At 54.0% G+C, this 22,768-nt stretch carries 26 protein-coding genes; 12 read left to right on the plus strand and 14 right to left on the minus strand.

The window, feature by feature from the left end; all coding sequences use genetic code 11:
• Positions 1-298: 298 nt before the first annotated feature.
• The 3 genes from JFL75_RS02330 (at position 299) to JFL75_RS02340 (ending at position 4,465) form a co-directional block, all read left to right on the plus strand.
• A complete protein-coding gene (locus JFL75_RS02330) occupies positions 299-742 on the plus strand; it encodes a MarR family winged helix-turn-helix transcriptional regulator (RefSeq protein ID WP_215625088.1) in 444 nt (147 codons plus the stop codon).
• A gap of 89 nt (positions 743-831) precedes the next feature.
• Positions 832-2,571 carry an ABC transporter ATP-binding protein gene (locus JFL75_RS02335; RefSeq protein ID WP_215625089.1) on the plus strand — a complete coding sequence of 580 codons (1,740 nt, stop codon included), beginning with the start codon at positions 832-834 and terminating at the stop codon, positions 2,569-2,571.
• Positions 2,558-4,465, plus strand: a complete 1,908-nt coding sequence (locus JFL75_RS02340) for an ABC transporter ATP-binding protein (RefSeq protein WP_215625090.1) — start codon at positions 2,558-2,560, stop codon at positions 4,463-4,465. Before JFL75_RS02335 ends, JFL75_RS02340 begins: the two co-directional genes overlap by 14 nt.
• Positions 4,466-4,508: 43 nt before the next feature.
• Here JFL75_RS02340 and JFL75_RS02345 read toward each other — a convergent pair whose 3' ends face one another.
• Positions 4,509-5,012 carry a pyridoxamine 5'-phosphate oxidase family protein gene (locus JFL75_RS02345; protein ID WP_215625091.1) on the minus strand — a complete coding sequence of 168 codons (504 nt, stop codon included), beginning with the start codon at positions 5,010-5,012 and terminating at the stop codon, positions 4,509-4,511.
• Between the two features lie 197 nt (positions 5,013-5,209).
• Between JFL75_RS02345 and JFL75_RS02350 the strand changes: the two genes are divergently transcribed.
• Positions 5,210-5,704: an NIF family HAD-type phosphatase gene (locus JFL75_RS02350; RefSeq protein WP_215625092.1), complete on the plus strand. Its 495-nt coding sequence runs from the start codon at positions 5,210-5,212 to the stop codon at positions 5,702-5,704.
• Positions 5,705-5,939: 235 nt separating this feature from the next.
• On the opposite strand, the gene JFL75_RS02355 is transcribed toward JFL75_RS02350, so the two are convergent.
• The 12 genes from JFL75_RS02355 to JFL75_RS02415 all read right to left on the minus strand — a co-directional run bounded on the left by JFL75_RS02355 (position 5,940) and on the right by JFL75_RS02415 (position 14,104).
• The gene (locus JFL75_RS02355; RefSeq protein WP_215625093.1) at positions 5,940-6,605 is read right to left on the minus strand and encodes a DUF4405 domain-containing protein; all 666 of its coding nucleotides are present in this window, start codon (positions 6,603-6,605) and stop codon (positions 5,940-5,942) included.
• Positions 6,602-7,072 (minus strand): flavodoxin, encoded by a 471-nt coding sequence (locus JFL75_RS02360; protein ID WP_215625094.1) that lies wholly within the window; start codon positions 7,070-7,072, stop codon positions 6,602-6,604. Before JFL75_RS02360 ends, JFL75_RS02355 begins: the two co-directional genes overlap by 4 nt.
• Before the next feature lie 43 nt (positions 7,073-7,115).
• Entirely contained in the window at positions 7,116-7,673 is a 558-nt protein-coding gene (locus tag JFL75_RS02365) for a flavodoxin (RefSeq protein WP_215625095.1), read from the minus strand.
• 12 nt (positions 7,674-7,685) lie between these two features.
• The gene (locus JFL75_RS02370) at positions 7,686-8,633 is read right to left on the minus strand and encodes a formylglycine-generating enzyme family protein (protein ID WP_215625096.1); all 948 of its coding nucleotides are present in this window, start codon (positions 8,631-8,633) and stop codon (positions 7,686-7,688) included.
• An 18-nt stretch (positions 8,634-8,651) separates the two neighbouring features.
• Positions 8,652-9,437, minus strand: a complete 786-nt coding sequence (locus tag JFL75_RS02375; RefSeq protein ID WP_215625097.1) for a formylglycine-generating enzyme family protein — start codon at positions 9,435-9,437, stop codon at positions 8,652-8,654.
• Positions 9,438-9,447: 10 nt separating this feature from the next.
• Entirely contained in the window at positions 9,448-10,005 is a 558-nt protein-coding gene (locus tag JFL75_RS02380) for a flavodoxin (protein WP_215625098.1), read from the minus strand.
• A 3-nt stretch (positions 10,006-10,008) separates the two neighbouring features.
• The gene (locus tag JFL75_RS02385; protein ID WP_215625099.1) at positions 10,009-10,896 is read right to left on the minus strand and encodes a M15 family metallopeptidase; all 888 of its coding nucleotides are present in this window, start codon (positions 10,894-10,896) and stop codon (positions 10,009-10,011) included.
• Positions 10,897-11,078: 182 nt separating this feature from the next.
• Entirely contained in the window at positions 11,079-11,666 is a 588-nt protein-coding gene (locus JFL75_RS20805) for a DapH/DapD/GlmU-related protein (RefSeq protein ID WP_251106212.1), read from the minus strand.
• A 16-nt stretch (positions 11,667-11,682) separates the two neighbouring features.
• Entirely contained in the window at positions 11,683-12,156 is a 474-nt protein-coding gene (locus JFL75_RS02400; protein WP_215625100.1) for a cyclophilin-like fold protein, read from the minus strand.
• Positions 12,157-12,171: 15 nt separating this feature from the next.
• The gene (locus JFL75_RS02405) at positions 12,172-13,344 is read right to left on the minus strand and encodes an iron-containing alcohol dehydrogenase (RefSeq protein WP_215625101.1); all 1,173 of its coding nucleotides are present in this window, start codon (positions 13,342-13,344) and stop codon (positions 12,172-12,174) included.
• 60 nt (positions 13,345-13,404) lie between these two features.
• Entirely contained in the window at positions 13,405-13,851 is a 447-nt protein-coding gene (locus tag JFL75_RS02410; RefSeq protein ID WP_215625102.1) for a cyclophilin-like fold protein, read from the minus strand.
• 10 nt (positions 13,852-13,861) lie between these two features.
• Complete coding sequence (locus tag JFL75_RS02415; RefSeq protein ID WP_215625103.1) at positions 13,862-14,104, minus strand: hypothetical protein; 243 nt, start codon at positions 14,102-14,104, stop codon at positions 13,862-13,864.
• A gap of 101 nt (positions 14,105-14,205) precedes the next feature.
• Between JFL75_RS02415 and JFL75_RS02420 the strand changes: the two genes are divergently transcribed.
• The 4 genes from JFL75_RS02420 (at position 14,206) to JFL75_RS02435 (ending at position 17,674) form a co-directional block, all read left to right on the plus strand.
• Entirely contained in the window at positions 14,206-15,093 is an 888-nt protein-coding gene (locus tag JFL75_RS02420) for a LysR family transcriptional regulator (RefSeq protein ID WP_215625104.1), read from the plus strand.
• Between the two features lie 106 nt (positions 15,094-15,199).
• Entirely contained in the window at positions 15,200-15,628 is a 429-nt protein-coding gene (locus tag JFL75_RS02425) for a MarR family winged helix-turn-helix transcriptional regulator (protein ID WP_215625105.1), read from the plus strand.
• Between the two features lie 71 nt (positions 15,629-15,699).
• Positions 15,700-17,103, plus strand: a complete 1,404-nt coding sequence (locus tag JFL75_RS02430; RefSeq protein WP_215625106.1) for an MATE family efflux transporter — start codon at positions 15,700-15,702, stop codon at positions 17,101-17,103.
• Between the two features lie 190 nt (positions 17,104-17,293).
• Complete coding sequence (locus tag JFL75_RS02435) at positions 17,294-17,674, plus strand: MGMT family protein (protein WP_215625107.1); 381 nt, start codon at positions 17,294-17,296, stop codon at positions 17,672-17,674.
• A gap of 29 nt (positions 17,675-17,703) precedes the next feature.
• Here JFL75_RS02435 and JFL75_RS02440 read toward each other — a convergent pair whose 3' ends face one another.
• On the minus strand, positions 17,704-18,903 hold the full coding sequence (locus JFL75_RS02440; RefSeq protein ID WP_215625108.1) for a GGDEF domain-containing protein: 1,200 nt from the start codon (positions 18,901-18,903) through the stop codon (positions 17,704-17,706).
• A gap of 454 nt (positions 18,904-19,357) precedes the next feature.
• Between JFL75_RS02440 and JFL75_RS02445 the strand changes: the two genes are divergently transcribed.
• From JFL75_RS02445 to JFL75_RS02460, 4 genes are all read left to right on the plus strand, one after another.
• Positions 19,358-20,197, plus strand: a complete 840-nt coding sequence (locus tag JFL75_RS02445; RefSeq protein WP_215625109.1) for a hypothetical protein — start codon at positions 19,358-19,360, stop codon at positions 20,195-20,197.
• 12 nt (positions 20,198-20,209) lie between these two features.
• The gene (locus tag JFL75_RS02450; protein WP_215625110.1) at positions 20,210-21,424 is read left to right on the plus strand and encodes a glutathionylspermidine synthase family protein; all 1,215 of its coding nucleotides are present in this window, start codon (positions 20,210-20,212) and stop codon (positions 21,422-21,424) included.
• A gap of 2 nt (positions 21,425-21,426) precedes the next feature.
• Positions 21,427-22,185 (plus strand): hypothetical protein, encoded by a 759-nt coding sequence (locus JFL75_RS02455; protein WP_215625111.1) that lies wholly within the window; start codon positions 21,427-21,429, stop codon positions 22,183-22,185.
• A gap of 121 nt (positions 22,186-22,306) precedes the next feature.
• Entirely contained in the window at positions 22,307-22,699 is a 393-nt protein-coding gene (locus tag JFL75_RS02460; RefSeq protein ID WP_215625112.1) for a pyridoxamine 5'-phosphate oxidase family protein, read from the plus strand.
• Positions 22,700-22,768 lie beyond the last annotated feature (69 nt).

A 22,768-nucleotide genomic window follows, 5' to 3' on the forward strand; every position in this document is an offset into this window, starting at 1 on the left:
GCCCCGCCGGACAGCAAATTTGCCGAATAATTTCCGCTAAAAACAGGCATCCATAAATCAATTTGTTATTACTATAACATACCGCATAGGTCTGTGAAAGACGCGGAAAAATTGCTGAAAAATCTAAAAAACTATTACTTGTGGAAACGTATTGATGAATATTTTCCGGATGAAATACCCGCTGAGAGCTGTAGGTAAGAATACTATTTGAAAAAATATGATTAAGAAAAAAACAGCCTTGACTAAAAATACTGTTCTGAATATATTTAATTAGGAAGCTAACAGTTAGGAGGCTTACATGATGATTCAGGAACAGCCCCTGGTGTTTCGTATCAAATCGCTCAGTAACCAGATAAAACGGCTGCTTGATAAAAGCGCTATCGCGGGAAACGACGCGAATTTGACCGGTATGCAGTATGCCATTCTGGGTTATTTGGCGGAACGGGACGACGGACGGGATGTTTTCCAGCGTGATATCGAGGCGGAGTTCAATATCCGCAGGTCCACCGCTACGGGTATGCTTCAGCTTCTGGAAAAAAACGGCTATATCAAGCGGGGGAATGTGTCCGGAGATGCCCGGCTCAAGAAAATCACCATGACCGGCAGCGCAAAAGAACTGAATAAGGTTGCCAGGGCTAATATCAAACATATCCAGGGCCGCCTGCTTAAAGGAATTTCCAAAGAAGAAATGGAACAATTTTACCGGGTACTGGAGAAAATAACCGCCAACGCCCGGGATTAGGCCGCAGATCAAAGGCGGCTTAATGTATATCCTTATTGTTAGGTAGCTTACAGTAAGGAAGCGAACAGTAATAATACGGAGGTAATCCTGTGGTTAAAACCTGGGCCCGCTGTGTCGGGCAATACAAACGTGAAACTCTCCTGGCTCCGCTTTTTGTGGCCCTGGAAGTCATTATGGACATAATCATCCCTCTGCTCATGGCGGAGATGATCGATTCCGGAATAACCGGGGGAAGTATGCCCTGGATTCTCAAAATGGGAATAGTCCTGGTGCTGTCCTGTTTATTTTCCCTGCTTTTCGGGATTCTGTCGGGCCGTTTCGCGGCCCGTGCCTCGGCGGGGTTTGCCAAAAATCTTCGGAAAACCATGTATTACAAAATACAGGGATTTTCTTTTTCTACCATCGATAAGTTTTCCAGCACAAGTCTGGTCACACGGCTTACCACTGATGTGACCAATGTTCAGAACGCGTTTCAGATGGTAATCCGTACCTGCGCCAGAGCTCCGCTGATGATCATCTTCTCGGTAATCATGGTATTCCGGATTAACACCCAGCTTGCCTGGGTTTTCGCAGCGGTTATTCCGCTGCTGGCTGTTGGTCTGATCATCATCATGACTAAAGCCACTCCGATTTTCACCAGGGTTTTCCGTCTTTACGATAAGCTCAACACGGTGGTGCAGGAAAACCTCCGGGGAGTCAGGGTGGTAAAAAGCTATGTCCGGGAGGACCATGAAACCGGTAAGTTCGAAACTGTGTCCGGGGATATCTACGGGAATTCCGTCAGAGCGGAAAAAATCCTCGCTTTCAACAGTCCCCTGATGCAGTTCTGCATGTATGCCTGCACTCTGCTCATCTGCTGGTTCGGGGCACAGCTCATCGTTGGCGGATCCTTCACCACTGGTCAGCTTATGAGTCTCCTGACCTATGCAACCCAGATACTTATCAGCCTTATGATGCTGTCCATGGTCTTTGTGATGATTACCATGTCCCGGGCCTCGGCGTCGCGTATTTCCGAGGTTCTGAATGAAACCGGTGATATGGAAAACAAAGACGGAGCCGCCGGCGAACTGGCGGATAGTTCAATCCGTTTCAGCAATGTGGATTTCGGATACCGGGGCAGGGAGGGCAAACTCTGTCTCAGGAACGTAAATCTCGATATTCCCGCCGGACAGACTGTCGGCATCATCGGCGGCACCGGGAGCGGCAAGTCATCCCTGGTGCAGCTCATCCCCCGGCTCTATGACACCGCCTCAGGGAAGGTGGAAATCGGCGGCATTGATGTACGGGATTACAACCTCCAAAGCCTCCGGGATGGGGTTGCCATGGTGCTTCAGAAAAATGAACTTTTTTCTGGAACCATAAAGGATAATCTCCGCTGGGGGAAAAAAGACGCCGCCGATGAAGAGCTTGAGACCGCCTGCCGTCTTGCCCAGGCGGATGGTTTTATCCGTTCCTTTCCCGATGGATACGATACCTGGGTAGAGCAGGGGGGATCCAACCTTTCCGGCGGTCAGAAACAGCGGCTCTGTATCGCCCGGGCGCTGCTCAAAAAGCCTAAGATTCTCATCCTGGACGATTCTACCAGCGCGGTAGATACCAAAACAGATGCCCTTATCCGCGCGGCTTTCCGGGAGGAACTTCCGGATACCACAAAAATTATTATTGCCCAGCGGGTAAGTTCGGTCCAGGACGCGGACCAGATTATTGTTATGGACAACGGGCAAATCAGCGCCGCGGGAACCCATGAAGAGCTTCTGAAAACCAGTCCGGTGTACCGCGAAGTTTATGAATCCCAGCATAAAGGAGGGCTTAGCCATGAAGCAGCGTAAGGAAAAACAACCCCGATTCAATCCGGCCACCATAAAGCGGCTTCTGGGCTACATTACCAATACTTATAAACTCCGGTTTATCCTGGTTTTGGTTTTTATACTCCTGAGCGCGGCGGCCAGTGTTGCCGGCTCCCTGTTCCTGCAGATACTGATCGACGACTACATCGCTCCTCTCATGGGAGCCGATAATCCGGTTTTCACCGGGCTCCTCCAAGCCATTGGTACCATGGGACTCATTTACCTCGCCGGGGTAGTTTCCTCTTATGTGTACAACCGTCAGATGGTGATCATCGGCCAGGGTGTACAGAAACGCATCCGGGATGAGATGTTCGGGAAGATGCAGAAACTCCCGGTTAAATATTTCGATACCCACAGCTACGGGGATATCATGAGCCGCTACACCAACGACATCGACACCCTCAGGCAGATGATTTCCCAAAGCCTCCCTATGTTTTTTTCATCCTGTGTAACCATAATTATGGTTTTCTGCGCTATGGTCTGGACCAGTATTCCCCTTACCCTCATTGTCATAGTTTCTTTCTTTGTAATGCTGAAGGTTTCCGGCAAAGTGGCCGGAAAGAGCGGCGCTTACTTTGTGCGCCAGCAGGAGGATCTGGGGACTGTCAACGGGTATATTGAAGAAATGATGAACGGCCAGAAGGTGGTCAAGGTTTTTAACTACGAGGAAGAATCGAAAAAGAATTTTGACGAACGGAACGAACGGCTTTTTGAGAGTGGGGAAAACGCCAACAGGTATGCCAACACCCTTATGCCCCTTCTGGCAAATCTCTCCAACCTGGCCTATGTGCTGGTTGCCATCGGCGGCGGGGCACTGGCTCTGGGCGGTCTCGGGGGACTCACCCTGGGAGCCATTGTCACGTTCCTTCAGCTTACCAAATCTTTCAGCCAGCCTATCTCTCAGATGTCCCAGCAGCTTAACTCCATCGTAACTGCCCTGGCCGGCGCCGGCCGGATCTTTGCCCTGATGGATGAAGAACCGGAGGCGGACAACGGATATGTGACTCTGGTAAACGTCCAATACGATGAATCAGGCTGCTTGGCCGAGACCGATGAACGTATCGGAATCTGGGCGTGGAAGCATCCCCACGGCGACGGTACCCTGACGTATACCAAAGTGGAGGGCCATATTGAATTCGCTGATGTGGACTTCAGCTACGATGGGGAAAATACGGTGCTCTACGATGTGTCCATCGCCGCAAACCCCGGCGAGAAGATCGCCTTTGTGGGCGCCACCGGAGCGGGGAAGACCACCATCACCAATCTGCTCAACCGGTTCTACGATATCGCCGACGGAAAGATCCGCTACGACGGTATAAATATCAATAAGATACGGAAAAGCGACCTCCGGCGGTCCCTGGGAATCGTGCTCCAGGATACCCACCTTTTCACCGGTACGGTGATGGAAAACATCCGGTACGGCCGGCTCGACGCCGCCGATGACGAGGTGATCGCCGCGGCCAGACTCGCCGGGGCCGACGGTTTTATAGAACGGCTCCCTGAAGGGTACGGAACCATGCTTTCCGGAGGCGGCTCGGGGCTTTCCCAGGGACAGCGGCAGCTGCTGGCTATTGCCCGGGCGGCTGTGGCGGATCCTCCGGTGATGATCCTCGACGAGGCTACCTCCAGCATCGACACCCGGACGGAAAAGCTCGTCCAGGGAGGTATGGATGCCCTTATGGAAGGCCGTACGGTTTTTGTCATTGCCCACCGATTGTCCACCATCCGGAATTCACAGGCCATCATGGTATTGGACCAGGGCCGGATTGTGGAACAGGGGAACCACGACGAACTGATAGAACAGAAAGGACGGTATTACCGGCTTTACACCGGGGCCTTTGAAACCGCCGACGAGCTTGCCGCGGAAACAGCCTGAAAAAAGATGCCCGGCCGGTTTCCGTGAATCCGGCCGGATAGTTCTACTTCCCGCTGCCGCGGTGTTTCGCCGTAACCAATTCAATGGCCTCTTTGCCGCTCAAATGTTCAATCCTGAGTTCCACAAGGCAGGCCTGGTTAAACTGCCGGTCGATTTCGCGGAGCCGGCCTTCTTTGTGGCTGGGCGAATATTTTGCCGCAAGGATCTCAAAGGCCTCTCTCTTTTCTTTTTCATCTTCCAGAACACGGGCTTTTCCGAAGGTTATGACACTGCGGAAATAGGTGGTGTATTCCTCGGGGACCACTGTGTCCCGGTCAATAACGCAGAACGAAACCTTGTCGTTTTCCGCGATGGCATCCAGTTTGTGGCCTGTGATGGCGCAGTGAAAAAATATTCTGTTATCATGATATACGTAACTGAGGGGCACAGCGTAGGGATACCCTTCGTCCCCGATAACGGCCAGCACGCCGGATGTCCCCGCTTTGAGAACAGCCGTGCTTTCATCCAAAGATAATACCTGTTTTTTCCTCCTCATTTCCCTGAACATACGATCCCTCCATTTCACGGATAAAAAAAGCCCGTAATCCATTCCTTCAAAGGCCTAACGGAATGAGTTACAGGCGTTTGCCCGGCGGCAAAATCAAAGATAAGGATACTATAAATAACAGCCCCGCAAAACACAATACCTTGAGTAACGCCGGAAGAATTGGTATACAGAAACGAGACCAGCGGAGAAGGGGTCCCGTGAAAACAGAAAATTCAATACATGATATTCTGAAATTGGAACAGGCCATTGCCACTGATTTTGCGGCCTTTTATGGCTGCCAAAGGGTGAAGGTTATGAAAATAGCGATAGATATGGACAACACACTGACTGACGAACTCGGCGCGACACTGCGTCCCGGTATTACCGATTTCCTGGAGACCCTTTCCTTAAAAAATCAATTGTTCCTGTGGACCAATTCGAAAAAAGCACGGGCCTTGGAAATATTAAAACATCATAATCTGCGGAAATACTTTGATACTATTATCTCACGGGAAGATTACGATCCCGAAGGAAAAGGAATTCCTAAGGACCTGAGGCGCTATGATTTTGATATACTGATAGATGATGATCCGGCCGAGATCCAATACAATGTTAAAAATAAAAAGACGGGTATATTGGTGGAATCATACAGAAAAAGCAAAGTTATGGATAAGGATGAACTCAGCAAAATAATTAAGAAATATAAATTATGATTTCCGCATCAGCTTTTTATACCGCTTCCACCAGGTCTCCATGGCGCTGATTATTAGCCTGAGGCTGTCCATGAAAATACGGACGCGGTCTATGCCTGCGTCAACCGCGGCGAGGCTTATGCGCCGGCGGAAATTGCCGGCTGTTCGGTATGTATTAACGGAGATGCGGGAAGGGTTGCAGCGTATCTCCGGGAAATGACTGGTCAACCGGTGTCATTTTCAAAACGCAGAACCTTCAGTTTTTTTGCAATAACTTAAGTCCGAAATAGACGGCTCCGGTGTACAGCGCGCCGATGGCCAGATAATCCCGGATAAACCGGAACACCGAGGGGTCGCTGTACATGGCGTGGAGACCTGCGTTAAAAATCAGCCGGGAACCCATGGCCCGGTCAAAGGAAGCCTTAACGCCCCAGGCCATAAGGGCAGCTGCAGCGGCCCGGAAGAGCCACACCGCGACCGGATGGTCCGCCGCGGAACCCAGCCGCCGCCGGAAGGCCCGGACGACAGCGTCCCAATGGAACCCCAGGTGCAGGAAACCCATGACAAACATCCATGTACCGGCCACCCCATGGATCACTACCGATGTACGGTCCTTCGCCAGTCCGAGAAAGGCGAATACTGTTTCCGAAATAGGCAGGGCGGTGATTATCTGCACGGCCAGGGCGGTCAGGAGCAGTACATTTGCTGCCGTTCCCAGTATCCGCCTGACGGTATACTTCCCTTTGAACAGAGCCGTGAACCAGAAGCGGTTGAGCACACAGTGAAGAATGGCCAGAATAAAAAAAACGATGCCCGCAAATTCATGGAGCCCGTTGGGAGCCATCTTGTAGGCCATGAGCAGGAACAGGCATACCGCCATAGCCGCGTCGATAAGCCCCTTTATCAGGCGCCTTTTGTTCACCGGGCCGCTCCGGTCTCCGCCAGCCAGGAATCGAGTTCAGCTTCATTGGCTTCGCCGTAGAAGGCAAAGGGTTTTGCCGTTTTTGAACCCGGACACTGGACAGCCATATCACTGGCGCAGTTTGCCAAACCGCCGCCGCCGTGGCTGATAAAGGGGATGACTGTTTTTCCGGAAAAATCAAAAGCCCCGAGGAACGCGGATACCGGCGGCGCCAGGGTGCTCCACCAGTTGGGTGAACCGATGAAAATGGTGTCATAGTTCACCATATCCCTGGGCAGGGAAACCAGCGCCGGTTTGAATCCTTTCCTGATTTCCTCCTTCGCCTGATTCACCACGGCGTTGTAGCTGCTGGTATAGGGCGGTTCCGGAATGATTTCGAAAAGAATCCCGCCGGTTTTTTTCTGTATAGCCTCCGCAGCCTTCCGGATATTTCCGGACCAGGAATAATACGCAATTAAAATAGACATTACTAACCTCCATAATTTAATGTACACGGATACGCTGAGCGGTTTACCGGGCTATGCCGATGTCCGTCAGCCAGGTGTCAATATCATTCCCCAGGGTTCTGCCTCCGCCGTAGTGGATGGACAGAGCCTGGGTAATCCTTACATTTGGACAGAGCTTGGCAATGGCCGAAACAGTCTGGCCCAGGCGGCCGCCTCCGTGGCTGTTGAAGGGCGCGATGGTCTTGCCCGAAAAATCATAGCTTTCCAGGAAGGTTGCCACGGGCATGGGAATGGTGGCCCACCACGTGGGATATCCCAGGAAGATTACATCATATTGGGCCATACCGGGAATCCGGGTTTTCAAAGCCGGGTGGGTGCCCTCCCGGAGGTGCTGGAGGCTCTGATCCAGGCAGGTGTTGTAGGTCCGGGAGTAGGGAGACTCCATTTCTATTTCCACCAGATCGCCCCCGACCCTGCGGTGAATCTCCGCCGCAATCTGCCGGCTGTTGCCGGACCAGGAAAAGTAAGCTACCAGGATTTTTGTGTCACTGTTCTGGGCGGAGAGGCTCGAAAGTCCTGTCAGGGCCGTCAGCAAAATACACAGTATCATTTTTATCTTCATGCCAAATTCTCCTTAGCCATTCCTCACGAGACGGAATCCGATGTTGAAGGTCCGGTTTCCCGGAGGAAACGCAGCCCGGTAGGCGGACCGCAGATGCCGGGCAAAGTCGTTCCAGCCCCCGCCGCGGTTGACCTTATAATTTCCCGATGCGGGCCCCGCGGGGTTATCCCGGTCCGCGGCATCGTAAGGGCCGTACCAGTCCCAGCACCATTCCCAGACATTGCCGTGCATTTCATATAGCCCCCAGGGATTGGCGGGCAGGCTTCCCAGCGCCAGAGTCCGGTCACGGTACCGGCCTGCCCGGACTTCCATTTGGTTCTGGGAGAAGTAATGCTCTTCGATGGTATAAGGATAGGTACCGTAGTAGTTCCCCTGGTCCGTGGAAATTGCGGTTCCGGTGCTGAAGGGCGTACCGGTGCCTGCCCGGCAGGCGTATTCCCATTCGGCTTCCGTGGGAAGCCGGTAGCCGCCGGCTTCGCGGTTCCAGGATACCAGCATATTGTCCCCTGTACCGGTGACGGTATACGCCGGGGCAAGCCCCTCCGCCTCGCTCAGGGCGTTGCAGTACCGGACCGCTTCGAACCAGGTGACGTTCTCCACCGGCAGGCCCGCGTCCCGGAAGTGGCTGGGGTTATTACCCGTGAGCCGCTGGTAATCCCCCTGGGTCACTTCATACCGGTCCATGTAAAAAGATGCCACCGCCACCTGCCGCCGGGTTTCGTCGGATTCCCGGAGGAATTCCGCCGAAGGACTTCCCATGGCGAAGGTCCCTCCGGGAATCAGGATAAAACGTTCCGGTATCCCGGCCTGGTAAGAAGGAGTCACGGGAGAGACATTTGCTCCAGCCGGCGGGTTCTCCGCTCCGGCGGGTTCCGGGGATTCGGTCCTTCCGCCGCAGGCGGCGAAGGACAGGGGCAGTATCAGTAAAACCAACATAGTTATTTCACATTTCTTTATCATATACACTCCGTTCTTTACTTACGGCGCATTCCGTGCCAGCCGGAACCCGATGCATATCCGGGTATTGGGAGTCCGGTGTCCCCGCCGGGCGGACCGGGTGTCCTCAATTTTGTAGGCCCAGCTTCCGCCACGCATCACCCGGTCGGTGCCGGAATCCGATCCTCCGGGATTGGTCCGGCTGCCTGGTGTATAGGGACCGTACCAGTCCCAGACCCATTCCCAGACATTGCCGTGCATGTCGTAAAGTCCCCAGGGATTGGGGGCAAAACTGCCCGGCGGGGTGGTGGTCCGTCCTTCGTAATTAGCCTGGGTTTTGGTAATACTGCTTCCGGTGCTGTAGGCCGATACCGTGCCTGCCCGGCAGGCGTACTCCCATTCGGCCTCCGTGGGCAGCCGGTAGCCATTAGCCTCCCGGTTCCACGTTATCGAACTGCCGTTAACCGTATACGCGGGGACCAGTCCTTCCTGCACGCTGAGGGCATTGCAGTATTGCACTGCCTCAAGCCAGGTAACCTGTTCCACCGGAAGACCCTGTCCCTTAATCCAGCTGGGGTTGTTCCCCATGAGGGCCTCATAGTCCTCCTGGGTCACCTGATGTTCAGCCAGGTAAAAGCCATCCACCGTGACGGAATGCTGTGCCTCGTCATCCTGCCGGCCCGCCTCTGCTGCGGGGCTTCCCATGGTAAAGGTGCCCCCGGCGATGCGGATGAATCCATTATCAGAGCCGCCCGCAGACTGGGCCATAAGTACGCTGGCCGGAAGGCTCAGAGCCGCCGCGAATACCGCGGTAATATATTTATTCATATACGCCCCCTCATTTCAGGATGCCTATGCTCCGGAGCCAGGCCGCCGCGTCGTTCCGGGAATTCCGGGCGCCGCTGGTGGAAACCCGGAAGCCGCCGGTAACCTGCGCGCCGGGGACCAGCTTTTTAATCTCCTCTATACTCTGGCCGATGCCGGTGCTCCCGCTGCTACAGAAAGGCATGATTGTTTTTCCGGAGAAATCAAAGGTTTCCAGGAAGGCTGCCACCGGCATGGGAATACCCCCCAGCCAGATGGGATATCCCAGAAGAATGTACTCGTAGTCATTGATATCCGGCACCAGTACCCGGATGGCGGGCCGGACATTTCCGTCCCGTTCCTGCCGGGCCCGGTCCAGGGCAGCGCTGTAGATCTCCGGATAGGCGGTGACCGCGGTGATTTCCGCCATGTCCCCTCCCAGGAGGCTTTGGATATGTTCCGCCACATACCGGGTATTTCCCGTGCGGGTGAAATAGACCACCAGAATCTTTTCCCTGCTGTTTGTCTGGGCAGCGGCGGGCAGGACGGATAATATGCCCAGGGCGAGCATTAACGGGATTATTTTTTTCACGATTTACTCCTTGTTATAGTCACGGTATATGATCAGTTCCGGGTGGTATTCAAAGTGCATATTGTCCCAGATGCTCCACTTGCCTCCCCAGATAAAGCCTTCATCTTCAAAAATGGCAATTACCGGATCCGGCGGCATCCAGCGCTGGGAAAGGGGAGTGAGCATCCAGTTTTCCGGGTCCCGGTCTTTCTGCCAGCTCCAGTAGATGATTTTGTTCCCATACCCCGCGGGCAGGATATCGATGGCAAGCCCCAAACTGTGGAAGGACCGCCGGGAGGTGTCCCTGATCTCCCGCCAGAAATATCCGTCTATCTGGGTAAGCTCATTGATGAAAGTCTGCACCCCGCTGTCGGTCCGGGCCAGGGCGGTAATCCGTTCATCCGCCCGTTTCAGGGGTGCCTCAAGCCGCTGGTGAACCCGGACCCGTTTGCCCAGGAAGGTTACGGTGATGATATGCTTTTCCAGGGAATCCTGGCTGGCGCTGTCGTAGAGGGCGTCAAAAAAGAATGGCGGAGATCCCGCGCCGGTCCGCCGGTTTTCGTCGGAGCTGAACCCGCGGATACGGGCAATTTCTTCGGGAGTAAAGTCCGCTGGGTCCGGAAGTTTTTCCGCGTAGGGATAGAGAAGCCCCCAATATGAATCCCTGTTTGCCAGCTGCGCGGCGGGCAGGAACCGGCCCCCGGCCCAGCAGAGTTCGGTAGTCCGGGCTGGCTGGCCGGGTACAGTAATCCGGATACGCCAGTCCCCAATGCCGTCGTTCCAGGCCGATTCAAAGATTACATCCGGATAGGCCTTGCGGAATATTGCCAGTTCCGGGGGTTCCGCCGCCGCGGAGATCTGGGCCGGGAGGTACTGAACCATCAGGAACAGCGTCAGCGTAAGGATACCCATTCCGCAGGATCTCCCGCGGCGGGACAGTGTACACCATATAGTTTGGTTCATCATTTATTCCATTTGTCCGTAAAGTTCGTGAACGGGAAACAGCAGCTGGTAGGTCTGGACCTCCACAGCCCCGGTTCCGCAGGATGACAGCAGGTCCGCGCATGCCGGCGGCCGAGCCGGAACAGCGCGCCTCACACCAAAACCGCTTTGCCGGTTTCAATGGTCTTGATAATTCTGGCGGGTACACCCCCCACAATCACGTTGGCCGGTACGTCTTTGGTAACCACCGCCCCCGCGGCAATGACGGCATTCTCTCCAATAGTGACCCCGGAGGTTATTACCGCGTTGGCCCCAATCCACACATTCCTGCCGATGCGGATGGGCGCGGGATAGGTGATATGCCGGGTCTCCGGTGTTATACCGTGGTTCAGGGTGGCCAGCACAACATTGTGGCCTATCTGGGAACCATCCCCGATGGTAATGCCCCCCTGGTCCTGGAAGCTGCATCCCTTGTTGATGAACACGTTCTTTCCCACGGCGGTATTTTTCCCGAAGTCGGTGTAAAAGGGTGGGAACATCCGGAAGCTCCGGTCCAGAGGTTTTCCGATGAGCCTGAAAAACAGCTCCGCCACTTCCTCCGGGGTATGGTAGGAGCCGTTAAGCTCCGCGGTAATCTTCATGGATTCCTGGGTGATACCCACCATAAAGGTATGGATATCCGACCCGCCCTCCAGGGGCTTTCCATTGTTCACATGGATAAGAAATTCCTGTAAGTCCATTTTGCATACTCCAATTTTAGTTTGCCGCCGTGATAGTCACAGTGACGTTTCCCCTGCCCAGGGCCGCCCTGAGCCGGGAAGTATCCTCCGCCATTCCCAGCCGGACGTAACCTCCGTAGGAATTGGAAAAGGTCTCATAGAAAAGTACCAGGGTGTTCCCGGACCAGAGCATAATTTCCCCGGCCCGGATTACCGCCGGGTGTTCCGTGGAGGAGGCGGGCAGGGATTCTCCGAGCCGGAAAAACTTTTCGTTTCCGTTTAAATCCGACATAGCCATGGTCAGGGGTAGCATCGCCAAAAGAGTCCGGGCAGTCACATTGTCGTACAGTCCGGCGGCAAAGGTTTCGCCCCCGATGGTGATGGTAATGTCTGCCATAAACTCTCCGTCTGCGTTCGCTCCGGTTTCCCCGGCGCCCGCGGCAAGACTGCACACGGTAAAACACAGGGCAAAAAGTACTGCCGCCAGTATGCGGGTGGGCAGTTTTCCCATACTCTTCCTCCTTCCTCAGCGGTAGGCCCTGGCCAGAATGGCGGTGCTGTCCTCATCGGTTACGGGAATGAGGTCGCTGGTGAAAAGCCCTCCCATGGTCTCCCGGGCTTTTTTGGCGATTGCCGGAAGCTCTTCCTTGGTGATGCCGTAATCCGACATCTTCAGGTCCGCCACCCCGCAGTCCATCTTCAGTTTTTCCAGCATGAAAATAAAGTCCTTCGGGTCCGTGGCGTCTTTCATACCCAGGGCCTGGGCCATACGCACGTACCTGCCGTCGCTGGCGTGCTTTTCGATGAAGTGGGTGAAGTAGGAAACACAGAGCATGATGAGCCCCGCCCCGTGGGGCAGATTCTGGTGGAAGGCGCTCATGGCGTGTTCCAGGGAATGTTCACTGGTTGTCGCGCTAACGGTCATCACCACCCCGGAAAGGGTGTTGGCAAAGGCCACATGTTCCCGGGCTTCCAGATCGCTGCCGTTCCTCACCGCCTTGGCAAGGTAGGCGCCGATGTTTTCAATGGCGGTGATGGCGTACATGTCGCTCATCAAACTTGCGTAGGATGAGACGTAGCATTCCACCGCCTGGAGCAGGGCGTCGAATCCCTGGTATGCGGTAAACTCCGGGGGAACGGTTTTCATCAGTTCCGGGTCCACGATGGCCGCCGCCGGGAAAAGCCGGTCGTCCCCGCCGAAGCCTATCTTCTCATGGGTTTCGTTATTGGAAACCACCCCCCACTGGTCCACCTCCGAGCCGGTGCCCGCGGTGGTGGTAATGGCGATAAGCGGCAGGGGATCGTTCCCGATGGGCTTTCCTCCCCCGGTGCCGCCGCTGATATAATCCCACACATCCCCTTCATTGGTTGCCATGGCGGCGATAGCCTTAGATGCGTCCATAACGCTGCCGCCCCCCAGGGCCACAATGAAATCACAGTTTTGCTCCCTGGCAAAGGCACTGCCTTCCATGACCGTGGTCCGTAAGGGGTTTGCCTCTATCCGGTCAAACACCGCGGTTTCCGCCCCGGCTTCCCGGAGCAGCCTTTCGGTCCTGTCCAGAGACCCGTTAGCCCTGGTTGACTTTCCGTTGGAAATTACTATCAGCGCCTTTTTCCCCGGCAGCTTCAGCTTGCCCAATTGGTCAAGCTGTCCCGGTCCGAACAGTATCCTGGTGGGCACGTACATCTGAAAACTCATGTATATTCTCCTATACAATAATATTGCTTTTTTAAAATCCGGCATTCTGAAAAAGCCGGGTTATTCCACCACTTCTATGGCGGCGGTAAAATTATTCCGCATACGGCCAAGCCGTTCCGCGCCGGACCTGATGGTCCCCAGGATAACCAGTCCCCCGGCGCTGCCCTGTCCCCGGTAAAATACCGCCAGGTTTCCCCAGGGCGCGTAGTAGGTAAAATTCCCCGAGGACGGAGTGTTTCCCGGTCCGCCCCGGCCGGTGTCCAGCCGCCGGGAAAGGTAGGTTATTTTTTCAGCGGCCGCGTAATCCTCCATGGTCACCGTCAGGGGCAGCAGGGTCAGGAAGTCCCTGGCCGTTGGGTTGTCGTACAAATCGATGATAAGCGCCTCATTGTCAAAAACCATCCTGAGCTGTACACCCATCAATACTCCCTCCCCGGTTTCCTGGGCTCCGGTGCTGCAGGAAACAAGCAGCGCCGCGGTCAGGGTAAAAAGTATTTTCCGTATCATTGGTCCTCCCTTAAAGTTGCCCGGGGTTTTCTTTTTTCAGATTAAAGATGAGGTAATCCATACAGTCCAGGGACTTCTGTGCCCGGCGCACATTCCCCAGCAGGGCCGCCCGATGGGCCGCCAGCAATGTAAGCTGTTCCCCAATCCGGTTCTTTTTTCCCAGTTCCAGGAAACGGCTGATTGCTTCATCGCCGCATTCCGCGTCCCTTAAATTCTGAATAAGAGCGGCCATGCGGGTTTCCGTATCCGCCATATCGGTACCTCTTGCTTGAAATAATAACGCTCCGGGGTTACTATGTAAAATACTTTGTTATTATACATTGTTATGCCCAAAAGGCATGGAGGAGATACATCATGGAACTGAGGGTGCTGAAATACTTCCTGGCGGTTGCCAGGGATGAGAATATTTCCCGGGCCGCTGAGGCATTGCATGTTACCCAGCCAACCCTTTCCCGTCAGCTCATAGAACTAGAAAATGAATTGGGCGCAAAGCTCTTTATCCGGGGAAACCGGAAGCTGTCCCTCACCGACGAGGGCATGCTCCTGCGTAAACGGGCCGATGAAATCATCGAACTGGTAGAAAAAACCGAAGCCCAGTTCCAGGCAGCGGATGAAATCATCGGCGGGGATATTTACATCGGCTGCGGGGAAACCGATGGCATGCGTTTTGTGGCGGATATAATGATGGAACTCCAGCGGGACTACCCGGAGGTACGCTTCCATGTATTTAGCGGCAACGCTGAGGATGTGACCGAACGCCTGGACAAGGGTCTGCTGGATTTCGGCATCCTCATCGGCGCAGCGGACCGGATAAAGTATGAGTCCCTGCGGCTTCCATCACAGGATACCTGGGGAGTGCTGATGCGGAAGGATAGCCCCCTGGCGTGCCGCAGCGCCATCACCCCCAAGGATTTATGGAAAGTACCCCTCATTACCTCCCGCCAGGCGTTTACCAACAATGAAATCACCGGCTGGTTCCGGAAGGACATAACAAAACTCAGCATCGTGGCCACCTACAACCTCATATTCAACGCGTCACTCATGGTGGAGGAAGGCATGGGTTATGCTCTTGGCCTGGACAAACTCATCAATACCACCGGGAAAAGCCCTCTATGCTTCAAACCCCTGAAGCCAGCGCTCAAGGCGGGTCTGTACATCGTGTGGAAAAAGTACCAGGTTTTTTCCAGGGCGCCGGCGGTGTTCCTGGACCGGCTGAGGGAGGCCCTGCCGGACGGAAACTGAAATGAAAATACATTAATGCTGAAAAAACATCGCCAGCCCTTGACAATGCAAAAAAGCGCTGTTACATTATTAATTAGAAATCTAACAAATACGGAGCGGATAATCCGTGGGTAAAGAAATTGATATCGGCAGGCAGGTATCGGGGATAAGCAACAAAATCAGGCACCGCTTTGACGCCATGTTCGCCGGCAGAGGGATTACCGGGACCCAGGCGTCCATTCTGCATTTTATAAACATGGAAGGAAAAAAACGGGATGTTTTCCCGCGGGATATAGAAGCGGAATTTTATATCCGCCGCTCTTCGGTTACCAGTGTCCTGGACGGCCTGGAAGAACGGGGTTTTATCCGGCGGGAAAATGTGGCGGCTGACGGACGCCTGAAAAAACTGGTGCTCACCGACAAGGCCCGGAAAATGTCAAAACAGGTTGCCAGCCTGATCAGTAAAATCGACAGTACCATGCTTAACGGTATCAGCAAAGAGGATATTATTTCCCTCGACAGACTGCTGACTAGGATAGGGGATAACCTTTCCTGAAGGCGGACCTCGCGTTTTTTTAAATATAAATGTTAGAATTCTAGCAAAAAAATCAAGGAGTTTTTCAGCCAATGACTAACACGTACACAAGTACAAATCCCCTGGGATCGGAACGGATCGGAAAACTGATCATTAAATTCGCGGTACCCAGTATCATCTCGCTGGTATTTAATTCAATCTACAATATCGTTGACCAGATATTCGTGGGACAGAAAATCGGCTATCTGGGAAACGCCGCGACCAATGTTATTTTCCCTCTGACAGTCCTGGGCATTGCCCTGTCTATAATGTTCGGCGACGGCGGTGCCGCTTTTGTAAGCCTCCGTCTGGGACGCGGGGATAAGACAGAAGCTTCAAAGGGAGCCGGTACGGCTGTCACCATGTCGGGGCTGATGGGAATATTTTTATGTATCGTTATCAGCCTGTTCCTGGAACCTGTCTGCCGTTTTTTAGGCGCGACGGAACCGGTCATGCCTTACGCGGTGGAATACGGCCGGATTATCGCTTTGGGGCTGCCGTTTTCAATGTTCGCCGGATGCGGAAACGCGCTCATCCGTTCCGATGGCCGGCCCCGGCTTTCCATGCTGTCCATGATCGCCGGAGCGCTTACGAATATCATTCTTGATCCTATTTTTATCTTTGGTTTTGATTGGGGAATGGCCGGGGCCGCCTGGGCGACAATTATCGGACAATTCCTCTCAGCCGCCATAACCTTTGTCTGTCTGCGGAAAACCAGGAACATAAAAATTACTCGGGCTTATCTGGTCCCGAAAGGCGGAATGATCCGGGGTGTGGCGGGCCTGGGAATTTCCAGCTTTATCACCCAGGCGGCTATTGTTGTCATCATTACCCTGCAGAACAACCTGCTTACCCGGTACGGATTGGCTTCTGCATACGGAGCGGAGATTCCCCTGGCTGCCCACGGTATAACCATGAAGGTGAATCAGATCGTAATGAGTATCTGTCTGGGACTGGCTTCGGGCTGTCAGCCTATCATGGGGTTTAACTACGGCGCCGGACAGTACGACCGGGTACGGAAGACTATCCTCCGGTGTATTGCCGGTTCGGTTCTTATCATGGCCGCGGCAACCATGGTCTACCAGCTGCGGCCCATGGCCATCGTCCGAATCTTCGGATCGGAATCCGAACTATACAATACCTTCGCGGCTAAGAGTTTCAGGATCTTTCTTATGGCGTCGGTCCTTAACGGCTTCCATATCTGCACCGGGATTTTTTTCCAGTCCATCGGTAAACCCCTGTACGCCACGGTTAATTCTTTGGCCCGGCAGGTTCTGTTTATTGTCCCCGCCTCGATTATTTGCTGCCGTATTATCGGCGTTGAGGGAGTCCTGTGGGCCGGGCCGCTGTCGGATGTCCTGGCTTTTCTGATCGCCTTTGCGCTGATGATGCGGGAACTGGATCATCTCAAATCTTCGCCGGTTCTTACGGGACGGGAAATACTGGCCAATGGATAACCGCCAACCCGCGGGGTTTCCATTCACTTCAATCATGTTTAGAAAAACAACGTGCGGATAAAAAAAACGGAACCCGCGGCGGTGATATGGTTTTTCCGGGGGTGATATTTTTTTCACTCACAGGCTATGATACCAGCCTTGGCGATAGGATGAACCGCGGCGGAGCCCATCCAGAAAGGAGAACCATACTATGGTAGAGGACAGAAGCAATTCGGGTTTGATGGAAATGGATGAAACATTTCTTCTCCGGGTCTATGACCAGGTTGCGGGGATTCCGTCAGGCAAGGTATGTACCTACGGAAAAATCGCCGAGCTGGCGGGTTATCCCGGAGCATCCCGGGAGGTCGGTTCCGCCATGAGCCGGGTAAAGGAGGGGAGCGGGCTGCCCTGCCACCGGGTGGTGAACAAGAAGGGAACCCTCGCGCCGGACTACGCCTTCGGAGGACAGGAAGCCCAGCGGGCATTGCTGGAAACCGAGGGAGTGGGCTTTCTGCCGGACGGCGCCATTGATATAAAAAAACACCTCTGGCCTGAGGAGCCCGGCGACGGGCAGCTGGCCTTTGATTTATAGCGGTTTCGCTAACGCTGATATACCTGTGATCAGGACCGGGAATTATCCGGTGCGTTCATTGTATGCAGAGCCACCCGGTCCCGTCCGGCTTTTTTCGCCTCGTACATGGCGCTGTCGGCGGAGTCTATCATTTTCTCCAGACTGCCGCGGTGATCCGGGACACCGCAGGCGATCCCGATGCTCACGGTAAAATGAAAATCCGGATGCTCTTCGAACCGGGCATTCCTGACCTCCTGCATAATGCGGCCGGCTACAATTTCCGCGGCGTCACCGTCCGTCCGGGGAAGCAGGGCCACGAATTCCTCCCCGCCGTACCGGCAGCTCAGATCGCTGCCCCGAAGGCACTTGTCGATTCCGCCGGTGAGGCGGGTAAGCACGGTGTCGCCGAATCCGTGGCCGTACTGGTCGTTGACATTCTTAAAATGGTCCACGTCGATAAAGAGCAGCGCCAAAGAAAGCCGGAACCGCCGGCTGTTTTCATGGACCGCCGCGGCGGCATCAAGGAACGCGTGGCGGTTGGTTGCCCCGGTGAGACGGTCCGTGGTGGCCATAAGCAGCAGGGCATCGTCGGCGTATTCCTTGATAATCAGGATATAGGCGGGCATGCTGAAGACGAGCTGGAGCAGGAGCGACAGAAAGGTAAGCGACTGGACCGTGTTGGTGGTGAGAATTCCCACATCCCGGTACATCAGGCTGTGCCAGGCCCTGGGCAGCAGCAGCAGCAGGAAAAGACAGTACAGAATGGCGGTTGATTTGGCGAACCGGCTGGAATCCCGGGAGATGAGCATGCGCACACTGGGAATCAGCATGATAATGATTACGCAGAGGGACGCGACGGTGACCCGGATACCGCTTTGGGGGTAGAAGGCTTCCATGAGGTTAAAGAGAACCACCGAAATTACCAGGAGCACCCGCATGAGGAAGATACGCCGTTCCGATTCTTCCTTGATAATTCTGAAAATAGCCCGGGCTTCAAAATAAAATCCCGCGAAGAAAACCGTATTGCCGACGTTTACAGAAAACAATACCGGAAGAAAACCCCGCCCGAAAAAACAGAAGTACGCCAGGGTATGGAACAGCTTTGCCAGCAGCAGGTAAAAAGTTAACTGCCGTTCCTTTGTATGGCGGCTTCTGCGGAAATAAAGAAAAAGAAAAACCGCGGAAATGAGGTTGCCCCAGAACAGGGCGCTGATTAGGGAGGTTACATTAATAAAAAGCAGTTTATCCAAGCGGTTTTCCCCTTCCTCCATAGGACTGTCCCCGCGTGGCCGTTTCCGCCGAAAAGCTGCGAAACATGCGGTATCCAGCGGTTGTTTTCCCGGACACCAAGGGGCCGGGAAAACCTTAGTATTTTAAGCAACTTTATTATACCCCGGTACTCCGGGGGTTGCAAATAATATTTTCTCACCGCGGAAAGTTTTCCGGAAAATAAAACAATTTTTTTATTCTCTGTACTATTGTGACCGGGGTATTGTGGAGATTTTGGAATTTAAAGCCTATCCACAGATTACGATGACGGAGATGACGGACAGGGTGTCCGCCGGAACTTTCAGGCTCCCCTGTTCCGTCTTTCGCAGGACCGGCCGCGGCACCGGTAGCCTGCAGAAAACACTTTGTTCGGACGTGAACTTGTTGTATACTGGGGCAAAGAAACGGAAGTACCGGAAAATAGAGGTTCGCTGTATGTATATGCTGGAAATAATGGTTCTTCTTATATCCTGCTTCTTTTCATATAAATTACTGGTCGGCTGGTACCACCCCATTGCGGCCGCCTGGCCCAGGGATCAGCGGAAGGCAGGCCGGTGGCTTTTGGGGTTACTACCGGTGGTTTCGCTGGTCGTTATTATCTTTGTACTGCGGGTCCTTGCGTCTTTTGACGTGGTCAATGATTTATTTTATATACTTTTTTACATAGCCCTTGGATTCGCCTGGCAGTACATGGGTACCCTGCTGATGTTCTGTTTGTTTGATATTTCCTGGCTGGATGATGCTCTGGTTATGGACAACAAAGCCGCGTTATCCGCTGTCACCGGAGGTTTTCTCGCCGTAACCGTCATCTATTCCGGAGCCAATATCGGTGACGGCCCCGGCTGGTGGTGTGTTATCTTTGCCGGATTGCTGGGGTTGTCCGCCTGGATTGGTTTAAGTCTGCTGATTAACCTGTGCACCGGTGTTTTTGAGCGGATTACCGTTGAGCGGGATACCGGAAGCGGCATCCGCTTCGGTTCGTATCTCCTGGCGTCCGGGCTTATTCTCGGCAGGGCGTCCGCCGGTGACTGGACCTCTTTTGGGATGACCGTGGTGGAATTCCTTGACGGATGGCCGGTTCTTCTTCTGAGTATGCTCTCCATTCTCGTTGAGCTGCTGTACCGGAAGCACCCTCAGTCCCGGCATGCCGGAGATAAAACGCCTCTCCTGGGGTCGGTCCTGTGGGCAGCTATCTTCATAATTTTTGCCGCAGCCAGTGTGCTGTTCCTGCCGCCGCTGCGGGAAAATCCCTCCTATGGATCCATCCGGTGGTAAAGGAGCTGTCTGTTGCATCACGGTATTAAGCTGGCGGTAATTCCCGACGAAACGTATTCGGAATACCGGTACGAAACAATTTTCAAAGCCTACAAATGGGACCCCCAGGTGGAGGATCACAATACGGTATCCCGATACGTCATTCTCATGAACCGTGAAACTGCTCACCAGCTGGAACAGTGGGCGGAAAAACTCTCCGAAGAAACCATGCTCATGGAAGAAGCTTTTCTCAAAGATTTTTCCCCGGCAAAGGAACTTGGGCTTCCCAAACAAATAATCCGGGCTCTGCCCAGATTAACCGGATACAAACGGGAAGAGCACGTCCGCCTGATGCGGTTCGATTTCCATCCCACCGAAACCGGCTGGGCAATCTCCGAGGTGAACAGCGATGTACCCGGGGGATTCGCGGAAGCTTCGGTTCTTCCCGAAATCGCCGGGAGGTATTTTGACGGCTACGGCCCTCATAGGAATATTGCCCAAAGCCTGTTTGAAGCCTACCGTTCCCGGATAAAACCGGGCGGCCGGGTGGCATTTGTGCATGCCACTTCCTATTCCGATGACCGCCAGGTAATGCAGTTTATCGGTGACTACTTCGCCTCCCGCGGAATGGAAACCCTTTTCGCCGCGCCGGATCATATCCGGTGGAAAGAGCGGAAGGCCCTGAGTATCGCTGAAGGGCAGGATGGACCGGTTGATGGTCTCGTTCGGTTCTTTCCCCTGGAATGGCTGCCCAACCTTCCGAAAAACTCGGACTGGAAGGGTTACTATGACTGTGAAACCCCTTCGTGCAACCACCCCATTGCCGTCTTCGCCCAGTCAAAGCGGCTGCCGTTGGTATGGGATTCCCTGGGTACGGATAACGCCGCCTGGAAAGAACTGCTTCCGCCTACTAAAGATCCCCGTTTTCTGCGTGAACAGGATGCCGGCTGGATTCTTAAGCCCGCCCTGGGACGGGTGGGTGAAGGAATTTCCATACCGGAAGCGGTGGGAGAGAAGGAACTGCGGCAGATAGCAAAAGCCGCCCGGCGGGAACCCCGAAACTGGGTTGCCCAGGAACGGTTCAGAAGTCAAGCGCTCCCCGGCGGGGGCGGCGGGTCCTTTCATCTTTGTGTCGGCCTCTTTACGGTAAACGGAAAGAGCGCCGGTTTCTATGGAAGAATAAGCCCATACCCCCGGATAGACGACAAAGCCCGGGATATTCCTATTTTGGTTGCCCAAGGAGAATAACCATGTTCAATCAGATAAAAACCTATAAACTGTGGGCCCCTGACAATGCTGTATGGACCGCCTGGGCAAAACCGGTGCTGTTCGCGACGATACCGGTTGGGGTTCCGGTAAAGCTGGTTATTCCGAAAATAGGCTGGATACAATCGGCGGAGAAAAACACCATGGTTATTCTCGACCTTCCGGAAAAAAGGGGGGTTGAAGAGGCCCTGGCTTTAGCCGGGCTGGGATACCGGCCCGTTCCGCTGTATAATGGGGTGTTCGGCCCTTCGGGATATGCCATGGCGGTTGATGTCAGCGGTATTGCCAAGGCCCTGTATCAGGGAGCGGTGAATTTGCAGGACCTTCGTATACCCGGTGACGCGCCCCCGGCCTTTATGCTGGATTCCAGCAGAATGGACGGGTACAGCAAACCCATGGGGCGGTACGACAACCGGTGGTGTGTTTTTCCCCAGGATATGCCTTCGGCGGCGTTTCTGGTACAGCGGGGCATCAAACGGATCATTGTCCGCGCCGGCGCAGTAGCCAGCGATCTCTCCCATATCTTATGCCGGTACCAGGAGCAGGGGATCGGCATTTACCTTTGCGGGGATTCAAAAAAAATCAGACCCGTAACAGTATCGAAACCATCGGAATTCAAAAGCCTGATGTACCGCTTTAAGGTTACGCTGGGACTAACCCGGAACGCGGCGGGCGGGTTCGGCGGGTACGTGCCCGAACCAACCCAGAGCGGTTCCGGTGTCCGGTATTACGGAATGGGGTGATACCGCCGGGCGGTACTGTTCAGGAAGGCCGTTGCGGATCCGCCGGCCGCCTGCTTTATGTTTGCCGTTTTTAAGTTTAGATATTATTTTGATGTTATAAAACAATAAAGGAGTAACCGCCGTGAATACCGTTCTTCAATTTCTCAAAGACTGCCGGACTTTTTTTCTTGCCACAGCGGACGGCGATCAGCCCCGGGTGCGCCCCTTCGGCGCGGTCTGTGACTATGACGGAAGATTGTATATCATGACCAGCAATCAAAAACCCGTGTTTCAGCAGCTTACGGCTAATCCTAAATTTGAAATAAGCGCCTCCGCCGGGGGAGAGTGGATCCGGATCACCGGAGAGGCGGTTCAGGATTCCCGCAGGGAAACCCTTACGGCGATGCTCGAAGCCAATCCCTCCCTGTCGCAGATGTATTCCGCTGATGACGGTATCATGGAAGTTTTCTACCTGGACAAAGCCACGGCAAAAATTCTTTCCTTTGCGGGAAGAAACGAAACAATCAGCTTCTGATTCCCGGCGGGTATACCTTTCGCTTTTTTCTGGTTGGGGCTTACTTTGTTACCTCCAAAACGGTATAGT

Origin of the sequence: Breznakiella homolactica, assembly GCF_016616095.2 — a bacterium.
GTDB lineage: Bacteria > Spirochaetota > Spirochaetia > Treponematales > Breznakiellaceae > Breznakiella > Breznakiella homolactica.

Bases quoted from the DNA above. Each gene is read 5' to 3' on its own strand.
- JFL75_RS02435 (WP_215625107.1), top strand. From the start codon at position 17,294: ATGGTAGAGGACAGAAGCAATTCGGGTTTGATGGAAATGGATGAAACA.
- JFL75_RS02385 (WP_215625099.1), bottom strand. From the start codon at position 10,896: ATGGGTATCCTTACGCTGACGCTGTTCCTGATGGTTCAGTACCTCCCG.
- JFL75_RS02400 (WP_215625100.1), bottom strand. From the start codon at position 12,156: ATGGGAAAACTGCCCACCCGCATACTGGCGGCAGTACTTTTTGCCCTG.
- JFL75_RS02370 (WP_215625096.1), bottom strand. From the start codon at position 8,633: ATGATAAAGAAATGTGAAATAACTATGTTGGTTTTACTGATACTGCCC.
- JFL75_RS02415 (WP_215625103.1), bottom strand. From the start codon at position 14,104: ATGGCGGATACGGAAACCCGCATGGCCGCTCTTATTCAGAATTTAAGG.
- JFL75_RS02330 (WP_215625088.1), top strand. From the start codon at position 299: ATGATGATTCAGGAACAGCCCCTGGTGTTTCGTATCAAATCGCTCAGT.
- JFL75_RS20805 (WP_251106212.1), bottom strand. From the start codon at position 11,666: ATGGACTTACAGGAATTTCTTATCCATGTGAACAATGGAAAGCCCCTG.
- JFL75_RS02445 (WP_215625109.1), top strand. From the start codon at position 19,358: ATGTATATGCTGGAAATAATGGTTCTTCTTATATCCTGCTTCTTTTCA.
- JFL75_RS02340 (WP_215625090.1), top strand. From the start codon at position 2,558: ATGAAGCAGCGTAAGGAAAAACAACCCCGATTCAATCCGGCCACCATA.
- JFL75_RS02420 (WP_215625104.1), top strand. From the start codon at position 14,206: ATGGAACTGAGGGTGCTGAAATACTTCCTGGCGGTTGCCAGGGATGAG.
- JFL75_RS02365 (WP_215625095.1), bottom strand. From the start codon at position 7,673: ATGAAGATAAAAATGATACTGTGTATTTTGCTGACGGCCCTGACAGGA.
- JFL75_RS02410 (WP_215625102.1), bottom strand. From the start codon at position 13,851: ATGATACGGAAAATACTTTTTACCCTGACCGCGGCGCTGCTTGTTTCC.
- JFL75_RS02360 (WP_215625094.1), bottom strand. From the start codon at position 7,072: ATGTCTATTTTAATTGCGTATTATTCCTGGTCCGGAAATATCCGGAAG.
- JFL75_RS02345 (WP_215625091.1), bottom strand. From the start codon at position 5,012: ATGTTCAGGGAAATGAGGAGGAAAAAACAGGTATTATCTTTGGATGAA.
- JFL75_RS02405 (WP_215625101.1), bottom strand. From the start codon at position 13,344: ATGAGTTTTCAGATGTACGTGCCCACCAGGATACTGTTCGGACCGGGA.
- JFL75_RS02375 (WP_215625097.1), bottom strand. From the start codon at position 9,437: ATGAATAAATATATTACCGCGGTATTCGCGGCGGCTCTGAGCCTTCCG.
- JFL75_RS02455 (WP_215625111.1), top strand. From the start codon at position 21,427: ATGTTCAATCAGATAAAAACCTATAAACTGTGGGCCCCTGACAATGCT.
- JFL75_RS02430 (WP_215625106.1), top strand. From the start codon at position 15,700: ATGACTAACACGTACACAAGTACAAATCCCCTGGGATCGGAACGGATC.